Here is a 24,508-nt window from a genome sequence, read left to right as displayed (position 1 = left end):
GAAAATCCATTTCCCATAAAGACGGACACGAAAAAAACTTTACTGGAATTGCCGTTAACCGATTCGAAACTTTAACAAAATGTACAGAAAACCTGTAACGGATTGGCCTTGACAACTTCGAACTTTGTAGACCTAACAGATTTTGAAAATCTGTTAGGTCTTACAACCCAAAAATTTGATGGGCTTTTGATGTGTCAAAAATTCCTACCTAAAAAATGACTAAGAGAACTCTAAATCCAGATCTGTCACTTCTTAATAAACCCGACAGGCCCCGATTTTGACAACTCGAACCCAAAAACTTTCCCTAACTTAGCGCCTTAAATTAAATTTTATGCGCATATGCTCCGGCAGTGCGACTTTCTGCAAAAAATGCCGCTCCACCTCCAACAGAACATAGGCCCGAAAACGAAACTCTACGTTTGGCGCATCGAAGAAACTTTCGAAGATCTTTTCGACGAAATCCATTTGACCGATTGGAACGTGATTCGTGTGCATTCGATGAAATCCGAACAGCATCAACGCGGTTTCCTTTCCGTCCGCAAATTGTTCGAAGCCGCGGGTTATACCGACTTCGATGTCACCTATGACAAAACCGGAAAACCGCACCTGCCCGACGGCCATCACATTTCAATCTCGCATTCGCACGGGTTTTCGGCGATTATCGTTTCCGATGTTACCGTCGGCATCGACCTGGAACTCATGCGTGACAAAATCGTACGCATTGCCGACAAGTTCACATCGGAAGAGGAAGAAACTTATCTCGACCGAAATTCCGAAGATTACGTTTCCAAACTTACTGTGATTTGGGGTGTGAAAGAGGCAATTTTCAAGATCCGAAACGAAATCGGCATTAGTTTTAAGGACCACATCACTACTTTTACGTTCGATATCAATTCCGGACAAGCCTCTGCTCGACTCGATTTCGAGAACGTGCACCGCCATTTCGACGTCAAATTCCAGTATGTCGAGGACCATATGCTTGTGTACGCATTCGAAACCACCGATGCAAATGCTTTATAACGACATCCTTTCGGCCAAAAACCAAAACAGGAAACTGCTCGCGATTTTACTCGATCCCGATAAAATCGACTGGGAAAACCTGGAGCTTCTGATTGGCAAGATCTGTTCTTCTCCGGCCACTCATGTTTTCATTGGAGGAAGCCGGGTTTTTACCGACCGTATAGATGAACTGATCGTAGAAATCAAGGATCGTTGCGCCTTACCGATTTTGCTATTCCCGGGAAATCCGTCTCAAATTTCACACGAAGCCGACGGCATATTGTTCCTGTCGCTTTTGTCTGGACGCAACCCCGATTTTTTGATCGGACATCATGTAAAAGCCGCACCTACACTCAAGAATTCAAAACTCGAAATCATTCCGACAGGCTATATCTTAATCGATTCGGGAAGCGAAACCGCGGTTGCGAAAGTGTCGGGCACAAATCCGTTGTCCGATGAAAACGAAATCGTTTCTACAGCGATCGCCGGCCAGATGCTCGGAAAAAAACTGATTTACCTGGAAGCCGGAAGTGGTGCCAAAAACGCCGTTCATACGCAGATCATAACATCGGTTTCCGAAAATCTCGATATCCCGTTGATTGTCGGAGGCGGGATAAAAACCAATGCCGGAATCCGAAATGCCTACGACGCGGGTGCCGATTTGGTAGTCATCGGGACCGCTTTCGAAAACGACCTCAACTTCTTCGGGAATGACTGATTTGTACGATTTCTTCCTTGCCTCTTACAAAAACACACCATCTTGGGTCATCGCGACCGAAGCCGTCGTATTCATCTTCGGGATTTTAAGCGTGTGGTATGCGCGGAAAGAGAACATTTTGGTCTATCCGACAGGACTTATCGCCACGATACTTACCGTATACCTGTTGTTCAGGGCCGATTACGTGGGCGATATGCTGATCAACGTATACTATTCGGTGATGAGCGTTTTCGGCTGGTACAAATGGACGACAAAAGGTCCTAACGACGATAATTTACCAATTTCGAGAACCAATCGCAAAGAAAAATTAACAGGCATCGCGATGTTTTTCGTGACGATTGTGGTTATTTTCGCAATATACAAAGCGACCGGAACGCCAATAATGCCCGAGAATTACCTCGACATTTTCATTTCGGGACTGTTCTTTACCGCCATGTGGTTCATGGCCTTGAAGAAAATAGAGAATTGGACGCTGTGGATCATCGGAGATTTCATCGCCGTCCCGATTTATGCCTATCGCGGCCTCGGGATACTTGCGCTTCAATATGTGATTTTTACGGTATTGGCCATCATGGCGTACGCAGAATGGAGAAAAACATTGAACAAGATATAATTCGCGAAGAACAACTTTTGCAGAGACTGGGCTTTTCCAAAGATGATCTGATCCAGATAAAATCGCACGGGTTGTCATTGGAAACCATTGAAAAGGAACTCCAGATTTTCAAGAAAGGCATCCCCAAATCATGGCTTGAACGTCCGGCCATGCTTGGCGACGGCATCAGAAAATTGTCCGATGGCGATTTTGAGACCGCGGCACGATACTTCGATGCCAAAAAAGACGGTTTCAAGCTCAAGAAATTCGTTCCGGCTTCGGGTGCGGCGAGCCGTATGTTCAAATTCCTGTCGACTTTCCTCAACGAATTCGACATTACAAGCGATACCATAAATGCTTATATCAATCGCAACAACACTACGGCTTTGTCTGTTTTCCTCGCGGGAAAAGACAAATTCCCGTTCTACAAAGAACTCGTAACCAAAGTCGATTTCAACAAAAAAGACGGCGAATTGCGTGAAAGCGACCGTCGCAATTACGATTTGATCAAGACTTTGCTCGATCCGCAACAATTTGACTATTGCAGCAAACCGAAAGGTATTTTGCCTTTCCACAAATACGACGGCCACATCGCCACACCGATCGAGGAACATTTGAGGGAAGGCGCACGATATGCGAGTTCCAATGGGGTTTCCCATTTGCATTTTACCGTATCCCAAGACCATCAATCCGATTTTGAGGCCGCAATCGAATCGATACGACACAAAATAGAATCCGAATCGAATGTGCGTCTTGAAGTGAATTTTTCATATCAGGACAAAGCCACCGATACCATTGGCGTCGATCCGCACAACAAGCCGTTCCGCGACGATTCGGGCAAACTGGTTTTCCGTCCAGGCGGACATGGCGCGCTGATCAACAATCTCAATGCGATTGATGCTGACATCATTTTCATCAAGAACATCGACAACGTCATACAAAACCATATCGAAATCATCACGCTTTACAAAAAAGCGCTTGGCGGAATCCTGATCCAAACTCAGGAAAAAATTTTCGATTACCTGAGACGGATCGACAGCGGCTATGCCGAAGCCGACGACATTGACGAAATGATGCGCTTCCTTAAAACCGAATTGAATATCGTCGTATTTTCCGATTTCCAGAAATTTACCGACGAGAACAAACTGGCCTATATCAAGCAAAAGCTCGATCGCCCGTTGCGCGTTTGCGGCATGGTCAAGAACGAAGGCGAACCCGGAGGCGGACCGTTTTGGGTGCGTGGCCAGCAAGGCAATATTTCGCTTCAAATCGTAGAAACTTCGCAAGTCGAGTTGCAGAATCCGCAACAAGTGGCGATCATTGACCAGTCGACACACTTCAATCCCGTCGACATCGTTTGTTCGATCAAGAATTTCAAAGGCGAAAAATTCGACCTGACCGATTTCATCGACCACGAGCGTGGCTTCATCGTCAACAAGACCAAAAACGGACGCGATCTCAAGGCTTATGAACTTCCCGGCCTTTGGAATGGCGCGATGGCCAAATGGAACACGATTTTCGTCGAAGTGCCTCTCGTGACCTTCAATCCGGTGAAAACGGTGAACGATCTTTTGAAACCCGCGCACCAGCCACAAAATGGACAAGGATAAAATCCAATCGGAATTCCAATACAAAGCAGTCCGTTCGAGCGGAGCCGGCGGACAAAACGTAAACAAAGTCTCGTCCAAAGTCGAGTTGATATTCAACCTGCAGAACTCTTGTTGCTTTACTGACGAAGAAAAAACGCGCCTGTTCGAGAAACTCGCCACACGCCTTAACAAATCGGGCCAACTTGTCTTGAAATCCGATGAAGACCGAAGCCAGCTCAAGAACAAAGAAATCGTAACCAAACGGTTTTTCGAGCTTATAGAAAAAGCGCTGCACGTACCCAAAATCCGAAAAGCGACGAAAGTACCGAGAGCCGTGGTGGAAAAACGGCTTAAAACAAAACGCAACGCTTCCGAAATCAAACAATCGCGCAGGAAATTATTCTGAGTAATTAGAGCTTCTCCGGCACATCAACAACACATCACTTTTGAAAGGTTGTAAGACCTAACAGATTTTGAAAATCTGTTAGGTCTACAAAGGTCAATCTTGTCAAGTCAAAATCGGTACAGATTTTCTGCCGAAATTGTTAAAACTACAATTCCCGACTCCACCCAAAGAAAATTCGAATTTGTTTTTTGGATTTGGAATTTCAATTTACCTTTGCCCCGTCTCAAAGGGGTGCTCTACCAAGGGCTGAGATTATACCCAATGAACCTGGGCGGGTAATGCTGCCAAGGGATCGCGAAACGAGCAGGGTGCACGCTGAAACGTCGCAAAAATCAATTTAAACCAAGAATAATTCCCCCTTTTATTCGTAAACCTTTACGGATGAAACCTTTATTTTCTTTTTTTGGGCGTGCCGGCGGCCTTGAAACGCACGGCAAAAATCAAGAATCGATTGGCCGCCGTCGGGCTTTCCGCTTCAATCTTTTTGAAGGTTCCTCGACTGCGCTCGGAACCTCAAAAAGGATTTCCACTCCAATCCCTCACGCAATCGTCTCCGCAACAGCGCTTCTGTTCTCCATCAACACTTTCGCACAGCAACCGCAAGACACGACCAAAACCGAAAAACTCGACGAGGTAATCGTGCAATCGGTGCGCGCGACGTCTAAAACACCCGTCACGTTCTCGAACATGAAAAAAGAAGAGTTCGAAAAGCGCAACTTAGGTCAGGACATCCCGCAATTGCTCAACTTTTTGCCGTCGGTCGTCACGACTTCAGACGCCGGGAACTCGATCGGTTATTCGGGAATCCGGGTCCGCGGAACAGATGCGACGCGCGTGAACGTCACGATCAACGGTGTTCCGTACAACGACGCAGAATCGATGGGAACGTTTTGGGTCAACATGCCCGATTTCGCTTCGTCTACAGAAAACCTGCAATTGCAACGCGGCGTCGGGACATCGACCAACGGTTCGGGTGCATTCGGCGCAAGCCTTAACGTGCTTACCGATTCGTATTCCGAAAAAGCCAACGGCGAAATCTCAAATTCGTTCGGAAGCTTCAACACGCGAAAACACACGGTAAAATTCAGCACCGGTTTGCTCGGTGATCATTTCGAACTTGCGGGTCGTTTGTCGAATATTGAATCGGACGGCTATATCGACCGTGCTTTTTCGAGTTTGAAATCGTACTTCCTGCAAGGGACTTACGTCAACAAAGGCACGCTCATCAAAGCGCTTGTCTTTGGCGGAAAAGAAAAGACGTACCAGTCGTGGAACGGCCTCGAAGATCCCGAAAAACTTCGCGACGACCGCACATACAACACTGCCGGAGAATATGTCGACGACAATGGCTTGACGCGTTTCTACGACAATCAGACCGACAATTACCAACAAGACCACTACCAATTGCACTGGACGCAAAAATGGAGCGACGCCTGGAGCTCGACCGCGGCTTTGCACTATACGATCGGGAAAGGATATTACGAGAATTACCGCACGGGCGAATCCGTTTCGGACTATGGCATCGAACCGCAGGTCATTGACGGGAATCTCGTAGACGAAACCGATCTCATCGACCAAAAATGGCTCGACAATGACTTTTATGGCGGTACGTTTTCGGTCAATTACCGCAAAGGCAAAGTCGACGCGATCTTAGGCGGCGGCTGGAACGAATACGACGGCGACCACTATGGCAAAGTGCTGTGGACGAGAAACGTCGTGCTTCCGATGTACGGACAGCGTTATTACAGCGACCGTGGTGTCAAAAAAGACGGAAACATCTTTGCCAAAGCGAATTACCAAGTGATCCCAAAATTGAATTTGTTCGCCGATTTGCAATACCGTCGCGTCGGATATGATGCCAATTCTCCCGAAACGGGATTCGTTCACGACCGTTTCGATTTCTTCAATCCGAAGGCTGGAGCGACCTATTCGGTTAACGATCGCCAGAACATTTACGCTTCGTATGCGCGTGCCAACCGCGAACCGAACCGCACCGATTACGAGAATGGCAATCCTCGCCCAGAGCAATTGGACGATTTCGAATTGGGTTGGCGTTATGCATCCGCGAAAGCGAAAGTCAACGTGAATGCGTATTACATGAAATACAACGATCAATTGGTCTTGACGGGCGCTTTGGATAACGTCGGTGCTCCGATTCGCGAAAACAGTGGAAAAAGTTACCGTTTAGGGCTCGAGGTCGAAGCTGCCGTAGCGATTACCGATAAATGGTCGATTCGTCCGAACGTAACGGTAAGTACGAACAAAAACCAAGATTTCGTGTTCCAGCGCGATGGCGTTTTGACGGATTTGGGCGACACGAACATCGCATTTTCACCGAACGTCGTAGCGGCAAACGCAATCACTTTTGCGCCAACAAAAAATTTCCAGGTGACTTTGCTTTCGAAATTCGTCGGCGAACAATACATGGGCAACATCGACTCGGAAACCTCGAAACTCGACAGTTATGCGACCTCAGATTTGAGCGTTTCGTATGAGTGGAAAAATATTTGGTTCTTCCGTTCGATTTTGGCGTCTGGCCTCGTGAATAATATTTTTGATTATGAATACGAGTCGAACGGATATTTCTACACGTATGATGACGATTTCTCGAATCCGGGTACGGTCACGACGGTAGAAGGCGCGGGCTTTTATCCGCAGGCCGGAATCAATTTTCTGGCTGGTTTGACTTTGAAATTTTAGCGTTACTCAAGTTAGTTATGGATCCCGATCGGTTTTGGCTGGTCGGGATTTTTTTGTCGTTAATGGTGTGTCTTATCGGCAGAAGTTTCTAGGTCGACACCACTACAAAAACACATCAGGTTTTGGGGGTCGTAGACCTAACAGGTTTTGTAAACCTGTTAGGTCTACGAACGTAAGATTTTTGCATGCCATTTTGCTACAGAAAAACTGTACCTTTTGTTAAACATTCTCCACCCCGATACGAATCGCATTTTTCTCGTCGTCCCATTTTGCTACCTTTAGCATTTCAACGCAACAACCATGAAAAAACTCCTCGCGATTACCGCACTCCTTGCCTTTTCAATCGCTTTTTCCCAACAAAAACCCAAGTTCACCTACATCCGTCCGCTTATCGGAACCGCTAAAATGGGACACACATTTCCCGGTGCGACCGTTCCTTTCGGTTCTGTGCAACTAAGTCCCGAAACCGATACAGTCGCGTTCGAAAAAGACCGAAAATACAACGGCAAGGTCTACGAATACTGTGCGGGTTATCAATACGCGGACAAAACCATCTGTGGGTTTTCGCACACGCATTTCAACGGGACCGGACATTCTGATCTGGGTGATTTCCTGATTATGCCGACTGTCGGGAAACTACAATTGAATCCGGGAACGGCCGATCATCCCGAAAATGGTTATCGTTCTAAATTCTCCCACACCAACGAAGTTTCACAGGCGAATTACTACAAAGTCAAGCTCGAAGACGACAATATTTTGGCCGAAATGACGACTTCCCAACGCGTCGGCTTCCATCAATACACGTTTCCGAAATCGGATCAGGCGCACATCATCCTCGATTTGATGGCCAACATTTACAACCACGAAGAAAAGAATGTGTGGACGTTTATCCGAGTAGAAAACGACACGTTGGTCACGGGTTTCCGACAAACGAACGGCTGGGCAAGAACACGAACGGTTTATTTCGCAATGAGTTTTTCCAAACCGATTAAGAATTACGGCTTCAAGAATTACGATCAGGAAAACATTTACAACGGTTTTTGGCGCAAGTTTGATCAATCGAAAAATTTTCCTGAAGCGGCCGGCCCGAAATTGAAGGCATATTTCGATTTCGCAACTGCGGAAGGCGAGAAAATCAAGATCAAATTCGCACTTTCTCCCGTTTCAACGGCCGGAGCTTTGGCCAACATGAAAGCCGAGATTCCGCATTGGGATTTCGAAAAAGCGAAGTCGGACGGACAAAATTTGTGGGAAAAGGAACTCGACAAAATCACCGTCGAAACCATAAATGACGAAGATAAAGTCAACTTCTACACTGCGATGTACCACGCGTTCATCAATCCGACGGTTTACATGGATGCGGACGGACAATACAAAGGCCTCGACCAAAATGTACACAAAGCCGACGGTTTCACGAACTACACCACGTTCTCGCTTTGGGACACGTATCGCGCGCTGCATCCGCTTTTCAATCTGGTTCAGCCCAAACGCAATCGCGATATGATCAAATCGATGTTGGCGCATTACGATCAATCGGTGCATCACGCTTTGCCGATCTGGTCGCATTATGCCAACGAGAATTGGTGCATGATCGGCTATCATTCCGTTTCCGTAATTGCCGATGCGATCGCGAAAGGCAACGACGATTTTGACACCAAAAAGGCTTTGGAAGCCGTGGTTTCGTCGTCAAATATGCTTTACAACGATGGAATCGGCGACTATGTAAAATTGGGTTATGTACCCGAAGATCGCAGCGGTGCATCGGTTTCGAAAACTTTGGAATACGCTTACGACGACTGGGCAATCGCGCAAATGGCAAAGAAATTGGGAAGAAATGACGTTTACGAGACGTATTCGAAACGCGCCCAGAATTTCAACAATGTGTTTGACAAAAAATCGGGATTCATGCGTCCGAGATTGGCTGGCGGAACTTTCAAGAAGGAATTCGATCCGCTCGACACCCACGGACAAGGCTTCATCGAAGGAAATGCGTGGAATTACAGCCTTTATGTCCCGCACGACGTTGTAAAATTGACCGATCTGAACGGCGGAAAAGAGAAATTCACCCAACATCTCGATTCTTTGTTCACGATGCAGTTGCCCGACAAGTATTTCGAGAATACCGAAGACATCACGCGCGACGGGATCATCGGCAATTACGTGCATGGAAATGAGCCTTCGCACCACGTCGCTTATTTGTACGATTACCTCGGACAGCCTTGGAAAACACAGGAAAGAGTCAGAATGATCATCCGAAAAATGTTCCATTCCGGGCCTGACGGATTGGGCGGGAATGACGATACGGGACAAATGAGCGCTTGGTATATTTTCACATCGTTAGGATTTTATCCGGTTGCGCCGGGTTCGGATCAGTACGCGCTCGGAAGCCCTCTCGTGAAAAAGGCGACGTTGAAGTTCGAGAATGGGAAAACGCTTGTGATTTCGGCTAAAAACCAATCGGAAAAGAATGTGTATGTGAGTAAAATTGAATTGAACGGAAAGGAAATTCCACGTGATTTCATTTCGCATTCGCAACTAGTAAATGGAGGCGAATTGACGTTTTATATGTCGCCCAAACCAAAGAAATAATTGTTTTCATTTGGTGATTCCTCGACTGCGCTCGGAATCTAAGCCTAGGTTCCGAGCGCAGTCGAGGAACCACCCAAAACCACAAACCATGTTCAAAAAAATAGCCTTCCTCCTTTTCACGATATCGGCATCCAGCCAAATGGTAAACGAAATCACCGATCCCGTCGAATGGGTCAATCCGCTCATTGGTACGCAATCCAATCCCGGATTCTCAAATGGAAACACCTATCCCGCGATCGCGATGCCGTGGGCGATGAATTTCTGGTCGCCACAAACCAACAAAATGGGTCATGGCTGGATGTATGGATACACCGACATGAAAATCCGCGGGTTCAAGCAGACGCACCAACCGTCGCCTTGGATGAACGATTACGGGCAATTTTCGATTATGCCAACGGTCGGAAAAATAAAAGTCAAGGAAGACGACCGCGAAAGTTTTTTCTCGCACAAGGCCGAAATCGCAAAACCATATTATTACTCGGTTTATTTGGCGGATTACGACATGACGACCGAAATCGCACCCACAGAACGCGCCGCGATGTTTCGCTTTTCATTCAAGAAAACCGATTCCGCGAACGTGATCATCGACGGATTCGACAAAGGTTCATATGTGAAGATCATCGCTTCCGAAAACAAGATCATCGGTTATACAACCAAGAATTCGGGCGGCGTTCCCGCCAATTTCAAGAATTATTTCGTGATTAAGTTCGATCGCAAATTCGACGCTTCAGGCACTTTTTCGGGCGATGTTTTTTCTGCCGGAAATACCGAAATCCAAGCCGATCACGCCGGAGCCGTGCTGACGTTCAAAATCCGCGAAGGCGAACAGTTGGTCGCTAGGGTCGCCTCGTCTTTCATCAGCCCCGAACAAGCTGAATTGAACCTTAAGGAAGTAGGGAATCGCAGTTTTGAATCGATCAAAAACCAAGGCAAGCAGCAATGGAACGACGTACTCGGAAAAGTAAAGGTTTCGGGCGGCACGATCGACCAGATGCGCACGTTTTATTCGTGTCTATACAGAAGCGTGTTGTTTCCGCGCAAGTTTTACGAATTCGACAAAGAAGGAAATCCGTTTCACTACAGTCCTTACAACGGTCAAGTTTTGCCGGGTTATATGTTTACCGATACCGGATTTTGGGACACGTTCCGCGCGCTTTTCCCGTTCGTGAATCTCGTATACCCAGAAATGGGCGCCAAAATGCAGGAAGGTCTCGTCAATGCCTACAAAGAAGGCGGTTGGCTTCCGGAATGGGCAAGTCCGGGGTATCGCGACATCATGGTCGGCAACAATTCGGCTTCGATCGTTTCGGAGGCGTATCTCAAAGGGCTTCGCGGATATGACATCGAAAAATTGTACGAAGCCTTGCTCAAAGGTGCTAACAATGCAGGTCCGATGGAAGCCGTCGGACGTTTCGGTGCCGATTATTACAAAACGCTTGGCTATGTCCCGTATGACGTCAAAATCAATGAAAATGCTGCGCGTACAATCGAATACGCATACGACGACTTTGCGATTTACCAACTCGCTAAACTGCTCAAAAAGCCCAAAAAGGAAATCGAATTCTATAAAAACAGAAGCCTCAATTACAAAAAACTGTTCGACAAATCTTCAGGTTTGATGCGCGGCAAGAACAAAGACGGAAAATTCCAATCGCCTTTCAACCCGTTCAAATGGGGCGACGCGTTCACCGAAGGCAACTCGTGGCACTACACCTGGTGCGTTTTCCACGACGTGAACGGTTTGGCGGAACTTATGGGCGGAAAGGAAAAATTCGCGATGAAGCTCGATTCGGTGTTTTCACTTGCTCCGGTTTTTGACGACAGCTATTACGGCGGAACGATTCACGAAATCCGCGAGATGCAAGTCGCGAACATGGGCCAATATGCACACGGCAACCAACCGATCCAGCACATGCCGTACCTGTACAATTACGCCGGAAAACCGTGGAAAACGCAATATTGGGTGCGCGAGATCATGAATCGTATGTATTTGCCTACGCCAGACGGTTATTGCGGTGATGAAGATAACGGACAGACTTCGGCTTGGTACGTGTTCTCGGCTTTGGGATTCTATCCGGTCACACCGGCAAGCAACGAATACGTTTTGGGTGCTCCTTTGTTCAGGAAGGCCGAGATTTCTTTAGACGGCGGAAAGAAGATTTCCATATCCGCGGAAGCGAATTCATCCGAAAACCGCTACATAAAATCGGCGACTAAAAATGGGCAGCCATTTACCGAAAACTTTTTGAGGCACGATGAAATCATTAAAGGCGTCGAACTCAAATTCGATATGTCGAACGAACCCAATACAAAAAAAGGCACAACCGATGAAGATGCGCCTTACTCGTTATCATTAGAGAAGAATTAATTGTAAACCCGTACCACTCCACCCAAATATTGCACGCGATACGGTTTCATCGGATATTCCATGCCAGGTGCCCGGCCCGTGTAGAAGTTGTATTCGGCATCATCACACGGACAAACGGCGACTATCCCTTGTTTTTGCAGTGTCGAACACGATGAGGCGGCCTGATTCGGACAAGCGGCATCGTATGCGGTGTAGTTTCCATCACTAATGCAGAAAACGTAAATCCCACGCGCGGTCGTGCCGCCAACATACGCGGCATTCCCCGGATAATTCAGGTCGTTGTATGCCGGAAGGCTCAAATTCACGTCGACCGAGAAATGTTGGTTGGCAATATACGGATTGTGGTTGTTGAAGTTGGAGTCGTCGCATCCGAAAAGGAAAACGATCAATAAAAGTGGTAAAAAACGTTTCATTTTAAAATTTTATAAAAAATGATGCCCGCAAATTTAATTTATTTAAATTTGGGATGTGATGCCTTAACATTTAAATATAGAGGCGTCAAAAACACATAACGCGAAAACTTTTATCTTTGTATAAAGAAATCCCGCAAGAGTGGGATTTTTTCTGTTTTTATAAGTGTAGGAGTTGCGAAAAAGCAACATCAGGATTGACAAAAATGCATAAATTATGAGTACCGTATCGTATTACACCGCAGATGGCTTAAAGAAGCTGCGCGAAGAACTAGACCACCTCAAAAACGTGATGCGCCCGAAGGCATCGCAAGATATAGCCGATGCACGCGACAAAGGCGACCTTTCTGAAAATGCCGAATACGACGCAGCGAAAGAAGCCCAGGGCTTGCTCGAGATGCGTATCGCCAAACTAGAGGAACTGCACGCCAACGCGCGTTTGATCGACGAATCTCAATTGGACACATCGAAGGCTTTGGTGTTGTCGAAAGTGAAAATCCGCAATCAGGCCAACAAGATAGAAATGACCTATACGCTGGTGGCCGAAAGCGAGGCCGATTTGAAAGCCGGCAAAATTTCAGTGACGTCTCCTATCGGAAAAGGATTACTGGGGAAATCGGTTGGTGATGTTGCCGAAATTACGGTTCCTAACGGAAAATTGAACTTTGAGGTGTTAGAAATCTCAAGGGATTGATTGTTTGGATTCCTCGACTGCGCTCGGAATCTTCATTCACTAATTCACTAATTGACTCATCCGCTAATCCATGTCCATCTTCTCAAAAATCATCTCGGGCGAACTTCCCGCCTACAAAATAACCGAAGACGAGCATTATCTCGCCTTTTTGGATATCAACCCGAATGCAAAAGGCCACACGTTGTGCATTCCTAAAAAGGAAGTCGACAAGATTTTCGATCTGGATTCGGACGAGTATATCGGATTGATGAAATTCTCACGCCGCGTCGCCAAAGCATTGGAAAAAGCCGTGCCTTGCAAACGCGTCGGGATGGCGGTAATCGGATTGGAAGTGCCACACGCGCACGTTCATCTGATTCCGTTGAACCACATGGATGAGATGCGTTTCGAGCAAAAAGTGAAATTACAGCCCGAAGAATTCGAAAAAATCGTTCACGACATACGCGAGAAACTTTTGTTGTAATAAAAGTTTGCCACGAATAACACGAATGCCACTAATATGAGTTTATTAGTGGCATTCGTGTTATTCGTGGCTTCTAAATTTTAAATTTTGGGGAAACTCGCCTGCATGATCGTACCGCGGTTTATTTCGGAACTCAGAACCTTAATGCGGCCTTTATGGTAATCCTCGACGATGCGTTTGGTAAGCGACAAGCCCAATCCCCATCCGCGTTTTTTGGTCGTGAAACCAGGCTCGAAAACCTTCTTGAATTGGCTTTTGGATATGCCTTTACCCGAATCGCAAACCTGTATTTTGACAAACTTGCTGTCTTCAGAAATGCGCACGTCGAGTTTTCCGCGACCTCTCATCGCATCGATGGCGTTCTTGACGAGGTTCTCGATCGTCCAGCTGTGCAAAATCGGATTGAAAGACACCATAATCGCATGGTTCGGCGCCTTGAACGAAAAATCGATGTTCGAAAAACGCGATTTCAGATATTCGTATGATTCCTGCGTTTCGGCAATTATATCGCGGGTTTCGAGAGCCGGCTCCGATCCGATTTTCGAAAAACGATCGGCAATCGTCTGCAAACGCGCTACATCTTTCTCAATTTCGGTAACCGTCGTTTCGTCTACGTCGTCGGCTTTCATGATTTCGATCCAACCGATCAAAGACGACAGAGGCGTTCCGATTTGATGAGCCGTTTCCTTGGCCATTCCAGCCCATAACTTGCTTTGGCTTTCGAGTTTGCTCGTGCGGTAATATGTCACGATGATGTACACGAACATCACGATAATCGTCAAAAGCGCAATCGGATAATACTTGAGCTGATTGAGCAATTTCGAATTCCCGTAATACAGATATTGAAACGTTCCCGGCGAAATCTCCATTTTCACAGGTTCGTTTTCCTTTTTGAACTTCTGAAGATACGACGCCAGCTTTTCCTTATCGAGTTCTGCAAGCGAATCGCCGATGTTTACGTGGCTTACGATCGAATCGCCTTGCACGAGGATGATCGGAATTGTGGAGTTTTCCTGAATGATTTTGCTCGGCAGACTGATGTCCTGGGTTTCGAGATCGGCATTGTTGATCGTCTTGAGGCTTTGCGCCCAAAGCTCCATTTTGGCCCGTTCTTCGGTCTTGAAGATGTTGAAGAAAACGTAGGTCTGCCAAATGATCCCGACAACTATAAGAAACGAAATGCCGATGAGCACGCCTCGCTTCACATTCCGTCTTTCGGTAAACTGCATAAAATGGAATTTTTATTTCATACCGTTCGGCCAAAAAGGCCTCGGGTCGTAAAGATAACGAATTCCGTCTTCGAATATTTTAAACGAAAAGCCTAACGCTTGCGCGGATTCGGATTGTTTTTGAGTTCCGAAGCTACTTTTTCGAGCTCCATATACCAATCTTCGCCAAAACGTCTGATGAGCGCTTCCTTGACGAATTTATACACGGGAACTTCCAATTCCTTTCCGAGCGCACAAGCCGGATCGCAAATGTCCCATTCGTCGTAATTGACGGCCGCGAATTCCGAAAAATCCTTCACTCGGATCGGGTACAAATGACAGGAAACCGGTTTTTTCCAATCGATCAATCCTTGGTTGTACGCCTGTTCGATGCCACAAAGCGCAGTTTTTCCGTCGAAGATGACGTAAGCGCAATCTTTGTTGTCGATCAACGGCGTTTCGAGAGTGCCGTCGGTGCCGATGATCCATTTGCCTTGTTCCTCGATGGCCGCGATTCCTTCGGGACGCAAAAACGGTTTTACCTTGTCGTAAATCTCGTCCATGATACGCGTTTCGTCTTCGAGCAAAGGCGCACCCGCATCGCCTCCGACGCAGCAAGCGCCGTGACAGGACGAAAGGTTGCACACGAATTCATTTTCGAGAATGGCTTCGGATACTATGGTCTTGCCGAGTTGGAACATGGTTTCGGATTCAGGTCGCAAAAGTACGACAACTTTCGGTTTCAGAATCGGATTCAGCGCGAAATCACGAGTTTGGAAACCGACATTCTGTTTTCGGAATCAGAAGCTTGCAAAACATAAACACCATTCGGACAGTCGCTCACATCCAAGGATTCTAATGAGCCGTTTGCAGCCTTAACCAACCTTCCCGAGACATCGAACAACCTCACTTTGTATACACTTCCTTGAAAATGCACGAATTGGCTCGCAGGATTTGGATAAAATCCGGCACTTTCATGGTTAAATTCTGGTGTTTTCAAAGCGTTTATGGAATAGACCGAACCGAAATCGTTGCTGAAATTTGGAGCAAACCCGACACCTATAAACTTCGTGTCCAAACCTTCGATATCGCTTCGCTGCATATTTTGAACATCAAGAAATGTATTAAGGATCGTGCCGTCTTCTTTTGCAACTTTTGTAGTGAAATAGAGAAGGTTGTTTTCAATTTTCCGATACGAAAAAACAAACTCCATTTGAGAATCGGCTTGAATCAGATTTTCGGAAATATGGCCCGTATTGTCAAACTCGAAATCAGGAACAACCGGAAACGACACCGATTTCCAAAACGAATGGTCCGAATTATGGAATTCAAGACCGCCCGGTACATTTTTGAGGTATTTCTCGCCTGACAATTCGAACTTTCTCCTGTAGACGGCACCTTGGTACTCGTGCTCGAGCTGCATTCCCGGCAAGCCGTAAAAACCCGTAACGGGATCCTGATTGGTACCTGATCGCAGCACTAGTTTGGGTTGAAGGCCTTCAATCTGGTCGATGCTAAACGAAAAATCATTACCCAATTCCAAAAGCGTCTCTGATTCGTTCACCACTTTAATTTCACTCATCGACGTATTGGTAAAAACATCGTAAAAACCGGACAGATAAATGGCTTCGATTTGTGCGTCCGGATGCATCAGCGTTTCTGAAACGGTCGCTCCGGGATCGTAAAGATAATTAGCTGGTTTTGGTGCATTGATTGTTTTCCAAACCGAAAAATCCACGTTGAACATCCTTAGCAAATTTGCCCCATCGTCAAAATAAAAATATTTTTCGCCAGAAATTTCCATTTTCCCGCGTCTCAGGAAACGCGTCGGAAAGGTTTGCTCGAGCGTAAAGCCAGGCAGGGAATACACACTTTCGGATGCCATTTCCTCGATTACGAAAATCTTTGGAGACAAACCCGGAATGATATTGACCTGTATGACTCCCATTGCAGAAAACAGTTCATCTCCTTCAGAAGTAATTACTTTGGACTCGCTGTAAAATTGTGTCTGCTCATCAACGGAATACCAGTAAGCGATTTCGATCTCTTCATCCTGATTTATAATCGAATCCGACACTTCGACCACAACAACTTCCATTATATTTCCTTGGGTGGGCAGCGGCAGTGTGACTTGCTTCCAAGGCGAATGGTCGGCATTGTAGAACTCGACAGTATTCGAAACCCTGTTGAACACGTAATATTTCTCGCCAGAATACTCGAATTTCTTGCGTGTCACGCTTCCGGAGCTGTAGTTATGTTCTAAAGAAAGCTGCCCATACAGCCCAAAAACGCTTAATAATAGTGCAATCGCGTAGAATTTTTTCATCCTTTTTTCTGCCAAATATAGCGGATTGCAACATTAACTCTACATTAGCTTTTTCCAAAGTATTAACGTCGTACTTTTGCACCTCCAAAAACACAACGCCAATGGAACTCGATTTCAAACAAATAGCCACCGTAACCATGGTACTTTTCGCCGTAATCGACGTCGTGGGAAGTATTCCCGTGATCGTCGATTTGCGCTCGCGACTCGGACATATCCAATCGGAAAAAGCGACTATCGTGGCGGCTATCATCATGATCGCGTTCCTTTTTGTGGGCGAAGGCATGCTCAAGCTGATCGGGATCGATGCCAATTCGTTTGCCGTAGCAGGTGCGTTCGTGCTGTTTTTCATGGCGCTCGAAATGATTTTGGGCATACGGTTGTACAAAGACGACAATCCGAGCACGGCTTCCATCGTACCGATCGCATTCCCGCTTATCGCCGGTGCAGGAACGATGACCACGATCCTTTCGTTGCGTTCGGCCTACGACAAAATCAACATCATAATCGCCATCCTGATCAACGTGATTATCGTGTACGGCGTACTTAAATCTTCGGGAAAAATCGAGAAGTGGCTGGGCGTGAACGGCATCGGGATCATACGCAAAATCTTCGGCGTAATCCTGCTCGCGATCGCTGTTAAATTATTCGCCGCAAACGTTAAAGGCCTGTTCGTGTAGGGCGATTTTCACTAATTTCACACCCTGAAGTTTCACAACACCCAACAATGAAAATTTTCACTTCCATACTGGTCGTAATCGCTATTGCCCTGATCATTTTCAATATCACGCTGCTGGATTTCAAGAATCTTTTCGAAGGTGACAGCCTTGTCGGACTTATCGGCATCGTCGCTTCGTTTTGCGCGGTATGCATCCTGCTTATTTTCAGGATGTCGAAACTGATCGAGGAAAAATCCAAAAACCATCGCTAGAATGTACGACGTTTTGATTATCGGCGGAGGCGTCGCAGGCGTTTCCAGTGCCTTGATTTTCGGATCTGCAAAAAACAAACACTTCATGGCCGACAAGAAAATCGGCATCATCACCCACCAAAAGACATCGAATTTACAGGAAGCGCTTTTCAACAACGCTTACGGAATCGCACCGGGTACGCTTGGCGCGGATTTGTTGGTGTCGAGTTTGGAACAGTTGTCCGGATTGTATCCGCACATCGATCAGATTCCAGCCGAAAAAGTGATGAAAATAGAAGGCGGATTCCCCGAATATACGGTCGTTACGAACAAGAATTCATATCAAGCCAAAAACATCGTCGTCGCGGTCGGCTATTCGAACACTTTTATGATTGATGGTTTGATGGACTTTGTCGAGCCACATAAAAAATCGATCGTCGAAAAGCAGCGCATCCAACTCAAAAACACCGACCACAAAGTAAAAGAAGGGATTTACGTCGCCGGGACTTTGGCGGGTTGGAGAAGTCAATTATCGATTGCAGCGGGAAGCGGAGCTGCGGTCGCGACGGACATCATGACTGTTTTCAACAACGGAATCGATGCACAGAGCCACGACAAAAAACAATAACAGAGTAGAATAATTTAAAGCCACGAATTACACAAATTACACTAATCATTAGTGCTATTCGTGTAATTCGTGGCTTAATCTTTTGCTTTTCTAATTGGTTTTGCCTTCCAGAACCGCCTTGATCATCGCGTCTCCGGGCAAAACGATATCGAAGTATTTTTCTTCACCGAACAGTTGTCGCGCGAATTCCGCGGCGAGATAACGCTTCACGAGTGAGCGGTTTTTATCGATTTTAAGCTCTAGCCCGTTGCGTTGCAGGTACTTTTGGAAATTGACGTAATACACCTCATCTTTTTCCATTTTGTCCTTGAATTGTTCGAACGACAAGCCTTTGAAATCGTTTCTATGCATGTCGAGTTGTTCAAAAACGAAGTAACTCACGGCTCCAGATTGCATCAGATAAGCCACGCCTTCGTCACCGTGCTCGACTTCTAACGGTACGAAAACGTCGGGAACGATACCGCCGCCTCCGTATACGATTTTACCTTTCGGGGTTCTAAATTTGAGCGTATCGGCAATGTGGATACTGTCTTTTTCGTACAATTCGCCGCTTTCGAAACGCTTGTCGAAATCCTTGAAATAGTCGTCTTTGCCTTTGTCGTACGCTTTTTGGATCGAACGCCCGGTCGGTGTGTAATAACGTGCGATGGTCAGTCGTACGGCCGATCCGTCTTCGAAATCCATTTCGCGTTGTACGAGACCTTTGCCGAACGAACGCCTTCCGATAATCGTACCGCGGTCGTTATCTTGTATCGCGCCTGCCAAAATCTCGCTGGCCGAAGCCGAATTTTCATTGATAAGGATGTCTATTTTGCCGTTTTCGAAACTTCCGCCCGAAGTCGCGTACGTGCGGTCAGTTCGGCCTTTCTTGTTTTTAGTGAACACGATGAGTTTTTTGTCCGAAAGGAAATCATCGGCAATTTCGACGGCTTTCTCAAGATAACCGCCACCGTTGTCTCGAAGATCGATCACGATTTCTTTGGCGCCTCTTTTCTTGAGTCTTTGTAAACCATCCTCGAATTCGTCGTAAGTGGTTTCGGCAAAGCGGTTGATGCGGATGTAACCGACCGTCGCGTTAAGCATCGTCGCTACGTCTACGCTTTTGATCGGTACGATGTCGCGCGTCACGTTCACTTTGAACGTCTTGTTCGTGCTTTTGCGGAAAACCGTCAGTTGTACGGCCGAACCTTCGGCTCCTTTGAGTTTGGTGAACAGGCTGTCTGTCGGTAATTTCCTTCCGAAAAGTTTGGTTTTTCCCGCGTATAGAATGCGGTCTCCGGGCAAAATCCCGGCTTTTTCGGACGGCCCGTTTTCCACAGGCATGATCACGGCAACCGTGTCTTTGTACATGTAAAAATTCACGCCGATTCCCACGAAATCCCCTTTCATGCTTTGGGCGACTTCTTCCTGCTCATCGGGAGAAATGTAGACCGAATGCGGGTCGAGCTGCCCCAAAATGCTGTTTACGGTCACGTCTACGATAGAGTCCGTATTGACTTTATCGACGTATTCGTTGTCGATGAAGTCGATCAGCCGGTCGAGCTTGTTCTTGTGAAGGCTTGCTTTAGGCGTAAGCGATTGCGTCGGAAAATTGAGCATGCCGCCAATCAGGATGCCCAAAGCGAGCGTCCCGAAAAGTAAAATCGGCAAATATTTCAGGTTGTTCTTCATTCGTCAAGATCGGCGATGTGCTCGGTCGCCACTCCGGCTTTCTGCAAAAATATAATGCCAGAATTGTCTTTGTAAGCTTCCTGATAAACCACGCGTCTGATTCCCGCCTGATGGATCAGTTTACTGCATTCACGACAAGGCGACATGGTAATGTACAACGTCGCTCCCTCGCACGATTGGGTCGAACTGGCAACCTTGAGGATCGCGTTCGCTTCGGCGTGCAACACGTACCAATTCGTGAGTCCTTCGGCGTCTTCGCAGTTGTTTTCGAAACCCGATGGCGTACCGTTGTAACCGTCCGAAATGATCATGCGGTCCTTTACGATGATGGCGCCCACTTTTTTGCGCTTGCAGTACGACAATTGACCCCATTCGCGTGCGATACGCAGGTAGGCCTTGTCATATTTGTTCAGTTTTATTTCTTCCATGAATTACTTCCAAATCTCGCTGCCCAGAATCATCGGGATCACAACTCCGATCACGAAGGCCGAAACCACCAAAGCGTAATCGCGTTTGTTGAACCTGAAAAACGTCTGGACGATGTACGAAACGATCAAAGCGGCCAGTACGACAATCAGTTGGGCGATTTCGATGCCAAGGGCAAACTCGAGCAAAGGTACTAGCTTTTCGGATGGGTTTCCTGGTAAAATTGACTTAAAATAATTAGAAAAACCAAGCCCGTGGATCAGTCCGAAAAAAAGCGTGATAAAGCCCACGACGTTTATGTTGTCTGACTTCGCGGTCTTTCCGGCGGTAAAAAGATGGAACGCGGCCGTGACCAGGATCGTGATCGGAATCAAAAATTCGACGAGGCTCGCTTTTATCATCACGATTCCGAACACCGACAATATCAGCGCAAGCGTATGTCCGATCGTAAAAATAGAGACCAGCAAAAGCAGGCGCTTCCAGTCTTTGAACGTATACGGAACGGTTAAGGCGATCAGGAAAAGTACGTGGTCGTAAGCGTCGATGTCGAGCACGTGATGCAGGCCGGTTTCAAGGTAGATTTGGAATTCTGACATGTTTTGTTCGTTGTGTCGTCAGAAGAGCTTTAGGGCAAACTCTTTTCTAGTGACTTGGGATTTGGGTAAACATACGATTTTTTTGCATAAGCCTTGCTTTTGCAGGTTTGTACAGCAAACGGGATTTTGCCCGAATTGTTTTAATTTTTTCGCAAAAACACCAAGTTAAAATGCACAATACGGCTATATTTGCACAAATTAAAAAACAGCAAAACCATGTCATTTTCCGATTTGTTCGACAGCGAATTCAAAACACGCAACAAAGGACATTTTTCTGCCATCGTACGTGTGGCATTGGCCGATGGGATCATGAATCCCGAGGAAAAGAGCTTCCTCAACAAATTGGCCGACAAACTTGAAATTTCATCTTCAGAATACGAGGAAATCCTCGAAAACCCTTTAAAATACCCGATCAACCCGCCTTATTTGTACTCTCAGCGTTTAGAGCGTCTTTACGATTTGGCGCGCATGGTACACGTAGACCACCAATTGGGCGACAAGCAGGAAATACTTCTCAGGAAGTTCGGTTTGGCGCTTGGCTTCACGCCGGGTAACGTCGATTATATCGTAGACAAAGCGTTGAAGCTTGTAGACGGAAAAGTGGATTCGGATACGTTTATGTACGAGATGACGCACATGAATAAGTAGTGCCTGAGAAACATAAAAATAAAAAGCCGAACTTCCACAGTCCGGCTTTTTTGTTTTGTCAATTCTCATTTTTTGAATACGGGTAGAATATGTTCGCCGAATTCGTCGAGTATCGCTTTCGGGTCGCGTTGTGACGGTTTCAGATTCATCAGCATGTGCGAAAGACCTTGCTCGCGTTGGTTTTCCCAGTATTCGATCAGATGATTCCTTCCGCCCGTCAAAAAGTTTCCCGAAACCTGTACCGGCGCATCCGGATTCTCGTCGAGATCGAAAAAATGCGCATAACCGTACGGACTGTATTCATTCTCGTTTCGTCTTTGCCACATGTCCATGACACCGGCTACATCGCGCGCTTGCGGTCCGTGCCAGATCCAGCCGTCGGTATTTTCGGCTATCCAGGTCAGGCTTTGGCGCGCCCGTCCGATATTGATAAGCGGAAGATGCCCGCTTTTGAGTTTCGGAACCATGTCGAGGTTTCCCGTCAATTGACCGTAATATTCACTTTTATGGACAGGAAAATCCTGTTCCCATACGGCTTTCATCACTTCTACGGCATCGCGGAAACGCTCGGCCCGATTTTCAAAATCGATTCCAAAAGCCGGATATTCGTCGGGTCTATCACCGCCTGCGATTCCTAAAATAAAACGACCGTTGGTCAGGTGATCCAGACTTAGCGCTTGTTTCGCCAATAAAATAGGGTCGCGTAACGGCAACACCACACCAGCCGTACCGATGACGATGTCTTTTGTTTTGGCGGCGAGCCATCCGGCGTAAACCATCGGGTCATAAAGTTGTCCGGCATCTCCGAAACCCGGATCGTAAAAAGGCACGTCCCGCAACCAAATTGCGCCAAAACCGGCGTCTTCTGTCCTTTTTACCAAATTTTCGTGATCGTTCATGTCGGGAAACGGGCTGTTCGCATACCCTTTCATCGGCGCAATCAATCCGAAACTGAGTTTTTGCGGCTCAAAAAGCCGTTGATATCCTTTATGTTGTACTGCTTGCTTTTCCATTTTTAATGTGCTTTAATTTTGACTTTTATTCTTTTATATATCGCTATTTGTCGATACGTTATTTTAAATTTTTTTATTGGATGCTTCTTATGAATTCCTGAATGGTTTCCTCATTCCTGCTGAAATACGACCACTTGCCGTTGCGCACCATATGGAGTAAACCACAACGCTCCATACTTCCCAGATACGTCGAGATCGTCGATTGCGACAAACCCGTTTTTTCTTGGATATTACCTACACAAACACCTTCTTTATTGGATATTCCGGATTCGTTCGGCGGAAAATTTGCCTCGGGATTCTTTAGCCATTCCAATATCTCGACCCTCGTTTGGTTCGACAGGCATTTACCGATTTCTACTACTTGTTTCAGTTTCATGACACAAATATATCGACATTTCTCGATATGACAAATTAAAAAACTGTTAAACCATTTTGCGTCAACATCTTGTCCGATCTTATCCAAAAAAAATGCGGGACATTTGCCCCGCACTCCTAACGTAAAAACTTGTTTTGTTAACTGTTCGACTCTGCTTTCGCCATGAATTCCTCAGCTTTTTCGACCATTTTCTTACTTCCGCAGAAAAACGGGACACGTTGGTGAAGTTCGGTCGGTTTGAGCTCGAGAATGCGTCTGAAACCGTCCGACGCCTTTCCTCCGGCCTGTTCGGTGATGAACGCCATCGGGTTGCATTCGTACATGAGGCGCAGTTTCCCGTCGGGCGCTTTCGAACTTGTCGGATAGATGTAGATGCCGCCTTTGATCATGTTGCGATGGATATCCGACACCAGACTTCCGATATAACGCGACGTGTACGGACGGTTGCCCTCTTCCATCTGGCAATATTTGATGTAGTCTTTCACGCCTTGCGGAAAATGCACGTAATTGCCTTCGTTGATCGAATAGATCGTGCCATCTTCCTTGAATTTCATATTCGGATGCGACAGGTAGAACGTCCCGATCGCCGGATTGAGCGTAAAACCGTTCACGCCGTGGCCCGTCGTATAAACCAACATCGTTGACGTGCCGTAAATCACGTAACCCGCCGCAACCTGTTGCGTTCCGGGCTGAAGGAAATCTTCTAACGTAACCGGCGTCCCCACTGGCGTTACGCGTCTGAAGACCGAAAAAATAGTCCCGACGGAAACGTTCACGTCTATGTTGGACGACCCATCAAGCGGATCCATCAAAACGACATATTTGTTGCTGTGCGAGTTGTCCGATCCGCAAACGGTGATGAAATCGTCGCTTTCCTCAGACGCGATTCCACATACGATTTCGCGGTTGATCAACGTCTGGATAAATATTTCATTGGCGTAAACGTCGAGCTTTTGCTGGTCTTCACCTTGTATGTTGACTTCACCGGCCGCACCGATGATGTCGACCAATCCAGCCTTGTTGACCTTGTAGTTCACGACCTTGGCCGCGAGGCGTATAGAGTTGATGATTCGGGAAAGTTCTCCTGTAGAATATCGGAAATCCTCCTGTTTTTCGATGATGAACTCACCGAGGGTTTTGTTGCGTTCTTCCATTTCGAAATCGATATAGTGGTGCAAATA

Annotated in this window: 24 protein-coding genes; 14 read left to right on the top strand and 10 right to left on the bottom strand. The window is 46.6% G+C overall.

The window, feature by feature from the left end:
- The first annotated feature begins 369 nt into the window (after positions 1–369).
- The 8 genes from HZF10_RS11475 to HZF10_RS11440 all read left to right on the top strand — a co-directional run bounded on the left by HZF10_RS11475 (position 370) and on the right by HZF10_RS11440 (position 11,961).
- On the top strand, positions 370–1,020 hold the full coding sequence (locus HZF10_RS11475) for a 4'-phosphopantetheinyl transferase family protein (RefSeq protein ID WP_176006346.1): 651 nt from the start codon (positions 370–372) through the stop codon (positions 1,018–1,020).
- Positions 1,004–1,717, top strand: a complete 714-nt coding sequence (locus HZF10_RS11470) for a geranylgeranylglyceryl/heptaprenylglyceryl phosphate synthase (RefSeq protein WP_176006345.1) — start codon at positions 1,004–1,006, stop codon at positions 1,715–1,717. Before HZF10_RS11475 ends, HZF10_RS11470 begins: the two co-directional genes overlap by 17 nt.
- A 1-nt stretch (position 1,718) precedes the next feature.
- Positions 1,719–2,330 (top strand): nicotinamide riboside transporter PnuC, encoded by a 612-nt coding sequence (gene pnuC, locus HZF10_RS11465; RefSeq protein WP_246282579.1) that lies wholly within the window; start codon positions 1,719–1,721, stop codon positions 2,328–2,330.
- On the top strand, positions 2,303–3,919 hold the full coding sequence (locus HZF10_RS11460; protein ID WP_246282569.1) for a DUF4301 family protein: 1,617 nt from the start codon (positions 2,303–2,305) through the stop codon (positions 3,917–3,919). Before pnuC ends, HZF10_RS11460 begins: the two co-directional genes overlap by 28 nt.
- Positions 3,906–4,304, top strand: coding sequence for an alternative ribosome rescue aminoacyl-tRNA hydrolase ArfB (arfB, locus tag HZF10_RS11455; RefSeq protein ID WP_176006343.1), 399 nt, complete (start codon positions 3,906–3,908; stop codon positions 4,302–4,304). The genes HZF10_RS11460 and arfB overlap by 14 nt, the downstream gene beginning before the upstream one ends.
- A 381-nt stretch (positions 4,305–4,685) precedes the next feature.
- Positions 4,686–7,004: a TonB-dependent receptor gene (locus HZF10_RS11450; RefSeq protein ID WP_176006342.1), complete on the top strand. Its 2,319-nt coding sequence runs from the start codon at positions 4,686–4,688 to the stop codon at positions 7,002–7,004.
- Positions 7,005–7,304: 300 nt separating this feature from the next.
- Positions 7,305–9,593 carry a GH92 family glycosyl hydrolase gene (locus HZF10_RS11445; protein ID WP_176006341.1) on the top strand — a complete coding sequence of 763 codons (2,289 nt, stop codon included), beginning with the start codon at positions 7,305–7,307 and terminating at the stop codon, positions 9,591–9,593.
- An 88-nt stretch (positions 9,594–9,681) separates the two neighbouring features.
- Positions 9,682–11,961 (top strand): GH92 family glycosyl hydrolase, encoded by a 2,280-nt coding sequence (locus HZF10_RS11440; protein WP_176006340.1) that lies wholly within the window; start codon positions 9,682–9,684, stop codon positions 11,959–11,961.
- Here the strand turns inward: HZF10_RS11440 and HZF10_RS11435 are convergent.
- On the bottom strand, positions 11,958–12,374 hold the full coding sequence (locus tag HZF10_RS11435) for a Rieske (2Fe-2S) protein (protein WP_176006339.1): 417 nt from the start codon (positions 12,372–12,374) through the stop codon (positions 11,958–11,960). The genes HZF10_RS11440 and HZF10_RS11435 overlap by 4 nt on opposite strands.
- 214 nt (positions 12,375–12,588) lie before the next feature.
- On the opposite strand from HZF10_RS11435, the gene greA reads away from it, so the two are divergent.
- Together greA and HZF10_RS11425 are read left to right on the top strand one after the other, a co-directional pair.
- Positions 12,589–13,065 carry a transcription elongation factor GreA gene (greA, locus tag HZF10_RS11430; protein WP_176006338.1) on the top strand — a complete coding sequence of 159 codons (477 nt, stop codon included), beginning with the start codon at positions 12,589–12,591 and terminating at the stop codon, positions 13,063–13,065.
- A 70-nt stretch (positions 13,066–13,135) separates the two neighbouring features.
- Complete coding sequence (locus HZF10_RS11425; protein ID WP_176006337.1) at positions 13,136–13,528, top strand: HIT family protein; 393 nt, start codon at positions 13,136–13,138, stop codon at positions 13,526–13,528.
- An 80-nt stretch (positions 13,529–13,608) separates the two neighbouring features.
- On the opposite strand, the gene HZF10_RS11420 is transcribed toward HZF10_RS11425, so the two are convergent.
- The 3 genes from HZF10_RS11420 to HZF10_RS11410 form a co-directional block, all read right to left on the bottom strand.
- Complete coding sequence (locus HZF10_RS11420; protein ID WP_176006336.1) at positions 13,609–14,757, bottom strand: sensor histidine kinase; 1,149 nt, start codon at positions 14,755–14,757, stop codon at positions 13,609–13,611.
- A gap of 92 nt (positions 14,758–14,849) precedes the next feature.
- A complete protein-coding gene (locus tag HZF10_RS11415; RefSeq protein ID WP_176006335.1) occupies positions 14,850–15,437 on the bottom strand; it encodes a DUF3109 family protein in 588 nt (195 codons plus the stop codon).
- 53 nt (positions 15,438–15,490) lie between these two features.
- The gene (locus HZF10_RS11410; RefSeq protein WP_176006334.1) at positions 15,491–17,062 is read right to left on the bottom strand and encodes a T9SS type A sorting domain-containing protein; all 1,572 of its coding nucleotides are present in this window, start codon (positions 17,060–17,062) and stop codon (positions 15,491–15,493) included.
- 101 nt (positions 17,063–17,163) lie between these two features.
- Here HZF10_RS11410 and HZF10_RS11405 point away from each other — a divergent pair, with 101 nt between their 5' ends.
- The 3 genes from HZF10_RS11405 to HZF10_RS11395 are packed head-to-tail and all read left to right on the top strand — an operon-like array spanning position 17,164 to position 18,597.
- A complete protein-coding gene (locus tag HZF10_RS11405) occupies positions 17,164–17,739 on the top strand; it encodes a MarC family protein (RefSeq protein ID WP_176006333.1) in 576 nt (191 codons plus the stop codon).
- A 47-nt stretch (positions 17,740–17,786) separates the two neighbouring features.
- Positions 17,787–17,990 (top strand): hypothetical protein, encoded by a 204-nt coding sequence (locus HZF10_RS11400; RefSeq protein WP_176006332.1) that lies wholly within the window; start codon positions 17,787–17,789, stop codon positions 17,988–17,990.
- Between the two features lies 1 nt (position 17,991).
- Positions 17,992–18,597: an FAD-dependent oxidoreductase gene (locus tag HZF10_RS11395; RefSeq protein WP_176006331.1), complete on the top strand. Its 606-nt coding sequence runs from the start codon at positions 17,992–17,994 to the stop codon at positions 18,595–18,597.
- Positions 18,598–18,687: 90 nt separating this feature from the next.
- Here HZF10_RS11395 and HZF10_RS11390 read toward each other — a convergent pair whose 3' ends face one another.
- From HZF10_RS11390 to HZF10_RS11380, 3 genes are read right to left on the bottom strand one after another with little or no spacing between them, the layout of a single operon-like run.
- A complete protein-coding gene (locus tag HZF10_RS11390) occupies positions 18,688–20,268 on the bottom strand; it encodes a S41 family peptidase (RefSeq protein ID WP_176006330.1) in 1,581 nt (526 codons plus the stop codon).
- Positions 20,265–20,696, bottom strand: coding sequence for a deoxycytidylate deaminase (locus HZF10_RS11385; RefSeq protein ID WP_176006329.1), 432 nt, complete (start codon positions 20,694–20,696; stop codon positions 20,265–20,267). Before HZF10_RS11385 ends, HZF10_RS11390 begins: the two co-directional genes overlap by 4 nt.
- A 3-nt stretch (positions 20,697–20,699) precedes the next feature.
- Complete coding sequence (locus HZF10_RS11380; protein ID WP_176006328.1) at positions 20,700–21,290, bottom strand: HupE/UreJ family protein; 591 nt, start codon at positions 21,288–21,290, stop codon at positions 20,700–20,702.
- Positions 21,291–21,506: 216 nt separating this feature from the next.
- Between HZF10_RS11380 and HZF10_RS11375 the strand changes: the two genes are divergently transcribed.
- Positions 21,507–21,938, top strand: a complete 432-nt coding sequence (locus HZF10_RS11375; protein ID WP_176006327.1) for a tellurite resistance TerB family protein — start codon at positions 21,507–21,509, stop codon at positions 21,936–21,938.
- 65 nt (positions 21,939–22,003) lie between these two features.
- Here the strand turns inward: HZF10_RS11375 and HZF10_RS11370 are convergent, their stop codons facing one another.
- From HZF10_RS11370 to fbp, 3 genes are all read right to left on the bottom strand, one after another.
- Positions 22,004–22,951 (bottom strand): LLM class oxidoreductase, encoded by a 948-nt coding sequence (locus tag HZF10_RS11370; RefSeq protein ID WP_176006326.1) that lies wholly within the window; start codon positions 22,949–22,951, stop codon positions 22,004–22,006.
- 73 nt (positions 22,952–23,024) lie between these two features.
- Positions 23,025–23,327: an ArsR/SmtB family transcription factor gene (locus HZF10_RS11365; protein ID WP_176006325.1), complete on the bottom strand. Its 303-nt coding sequence runs from the start codon at positions 23,325–23,327 to the stop codon at positions 23,025–23,027.
- 137 nt (positions 23,328–23,464) lie between these two features.
- Complete coding sequence (gene fbp, locus HZF10_RS11360; protein WP_176006457.1) at positions 23,465–24,481, bottom strand: class 1 fructose-bisphosphatase; 1,017 nt, start codon at positions 24,479–24,481, stop codon at positions 23,465–23,467.
- Positions 24,482–24,508: the final 27 nt, after the last annotated feature.

This window comes from Flavobacterium agri (genome assembly GCF_013401995.1).
In the GTDB taxonomy this organism is placed as follows: domain Bacteria; phylum Bacteroidota; class Bacteroidia; order Flavobacteriales; family Flavobacteriaceae; genus Flavobacterium; species Flavobacterium agri.
This window is presented reverse-complemented; position numbering and strand designations above follow the sequence as displayed.

Coding starts and splice junctions, on each gene's coding strand:
- greA (WP_176006338.1), top strand. CDS start 12,589: ATGAGTACCGTATCGTATTACACCGCAGATGGCTTAAAGAAGCTGCGC.
- HZF10_RS11380 (WP_176006328.1), bottom strand. CDS start 21,290: ATGTCAGAATTCCAAATCTACCTTGAAACCGGCCTGCATCACGTGCTC.
- HZF10_RS11420 (WP_176006336.1), bottom strand. CDS start 14,757: ATGCAGTTTACCGAAAGACGGAATGTGAAGCGAGGCGTGCTCATCGGC.
- HZF10_RS11440 (WP_176006340.1), top strand. CDS start 9,682: ATGTTCAAAAAAATAGCCTTCCTCCTTTTCACGATATCGGCATCCAGC.
- HZF10_RS11475 (WP_176006346.1), top strand. CDS start 370: ATGCCGCTCCACCTCCAACAGAACATAGGCCCGAAAACGAAACTCTAC.
- HZF10_RS11450 (WP_176006342.1), top strand. CDS start 4,686: ATGAAACCTTTATTTTCTTTTTTTGGGCGTGCCGGCGGCCTTGAAACG.
- HZF10_RS11415 (WP_176006335.1), bottom strand. CDS start 15,437: ATGTTCCAACTCGGCAAGACCATAGTATCCGAAGCCATTCTCGAAAAT.
- HZF10_RS11445 (WP_176006341.1), top strand. CDS start 7,305: ATGAAAAAACTCCTCGCGATTACCGCACTCCTTGCCTTTTCAATCGCT.
- HZF10_RS11370 (WP_176006326.1), bottom strand. CDS start 22,951: ATGGAAAAGCAAGCAGTACAACATAAAGGATATCAACGGCTTTTTGAG.
- HZF10_RS11390 (WP_176006330.1), bottom strand. CDS start 20,268: ATGAAGAACAACCTGAAATATTTGCCGATTTTACTTTTCGGGACGCTC.
- HZF10_RS11470 (WP_176006345.1), top strand. CDS start 1,004: ATGCAAATGCTTTATAACGACATCCTTTCGGCCAAAAACCAAAACAGG.
- HZF10_RS11400 (WP_176006332.1), top strand. CDS start 17,787: ATGAAAATTTTCACTTCCATACTGGTCGTAATCGCTATTGCCCTGATC.
- fbp (WP_176006457.1), bottom strand. CDS start 24,481: ATGGAAGAACGCAACAAAACCCTCGGTGAGTTCATCATCGAAAAACAG.
- HZF10_RS11385 (WP_176006329.1), bottom strand. CDS start 20,696: ATGGAAGAAATAAAACTGAACAAATATGACAAGGCCTACCTGCGTATC.
- HZF10_RS11395 (WP_176006331.1), top strand. CDS start 17,992: ATGTACGACGTTTTGATTATCGGCGGAGGCGTCGCAGGCGTTTCCAGT.
- HZF10_RS11375 (WP_176006327.1), top strand. CDS start 21,507: ATGTCATTTTCCGATTTGTTCGACAGCGAATTCAAAACACGCAACAAA.
- HZF10_RS11425 (WP_176006337.1), top strand. CDS start 13,136: ATGTCCATCTTCTCAAAAATCATCTCGGGCGAACTTCCCGCCTACAAA.
- HZF10_RS11460 (WP_246282569.1), top strand. CDS start 2,303: ATGGAGAAAAACATTGAACAAGATATAATTCGCGAAGAACAACTTTTG.
- HZF10_RS11410 (WP_176006334.1), bottom strand. CDS start 17,062: ATGAAAAAATTCTACGCGATTGCACTATTATTAAGCGTTTTTGGGCTG.
- HZF10_RS11405 (WP_176006333.1), top strand. CDS start 17,164: ATGGAACTCGATTTCAAACAAATAGCCACCGTAACCATGGTACTTTTC.
- HZF10_RS11365 (WP_176006325.1), bottom strand. CDS start 23,327: ATGAAACTGAAACAAGTAGTAGAAATCGGTAAATGCCTGTCGAACCAA.
- arfB (WP_176006343.1), top strand. CDS start 3,906: ATGGACAAGGATAAAATCCAATCGGAATTCCAATACAAAGCAGTCCGT.
- HZF10_RS11435 (WP_176006339.1), bottom strand. CDS start 12,374: ATGAAACGTTTTTTACCACTTTTATTGATCGTTTTCCTTTTCGGATGC.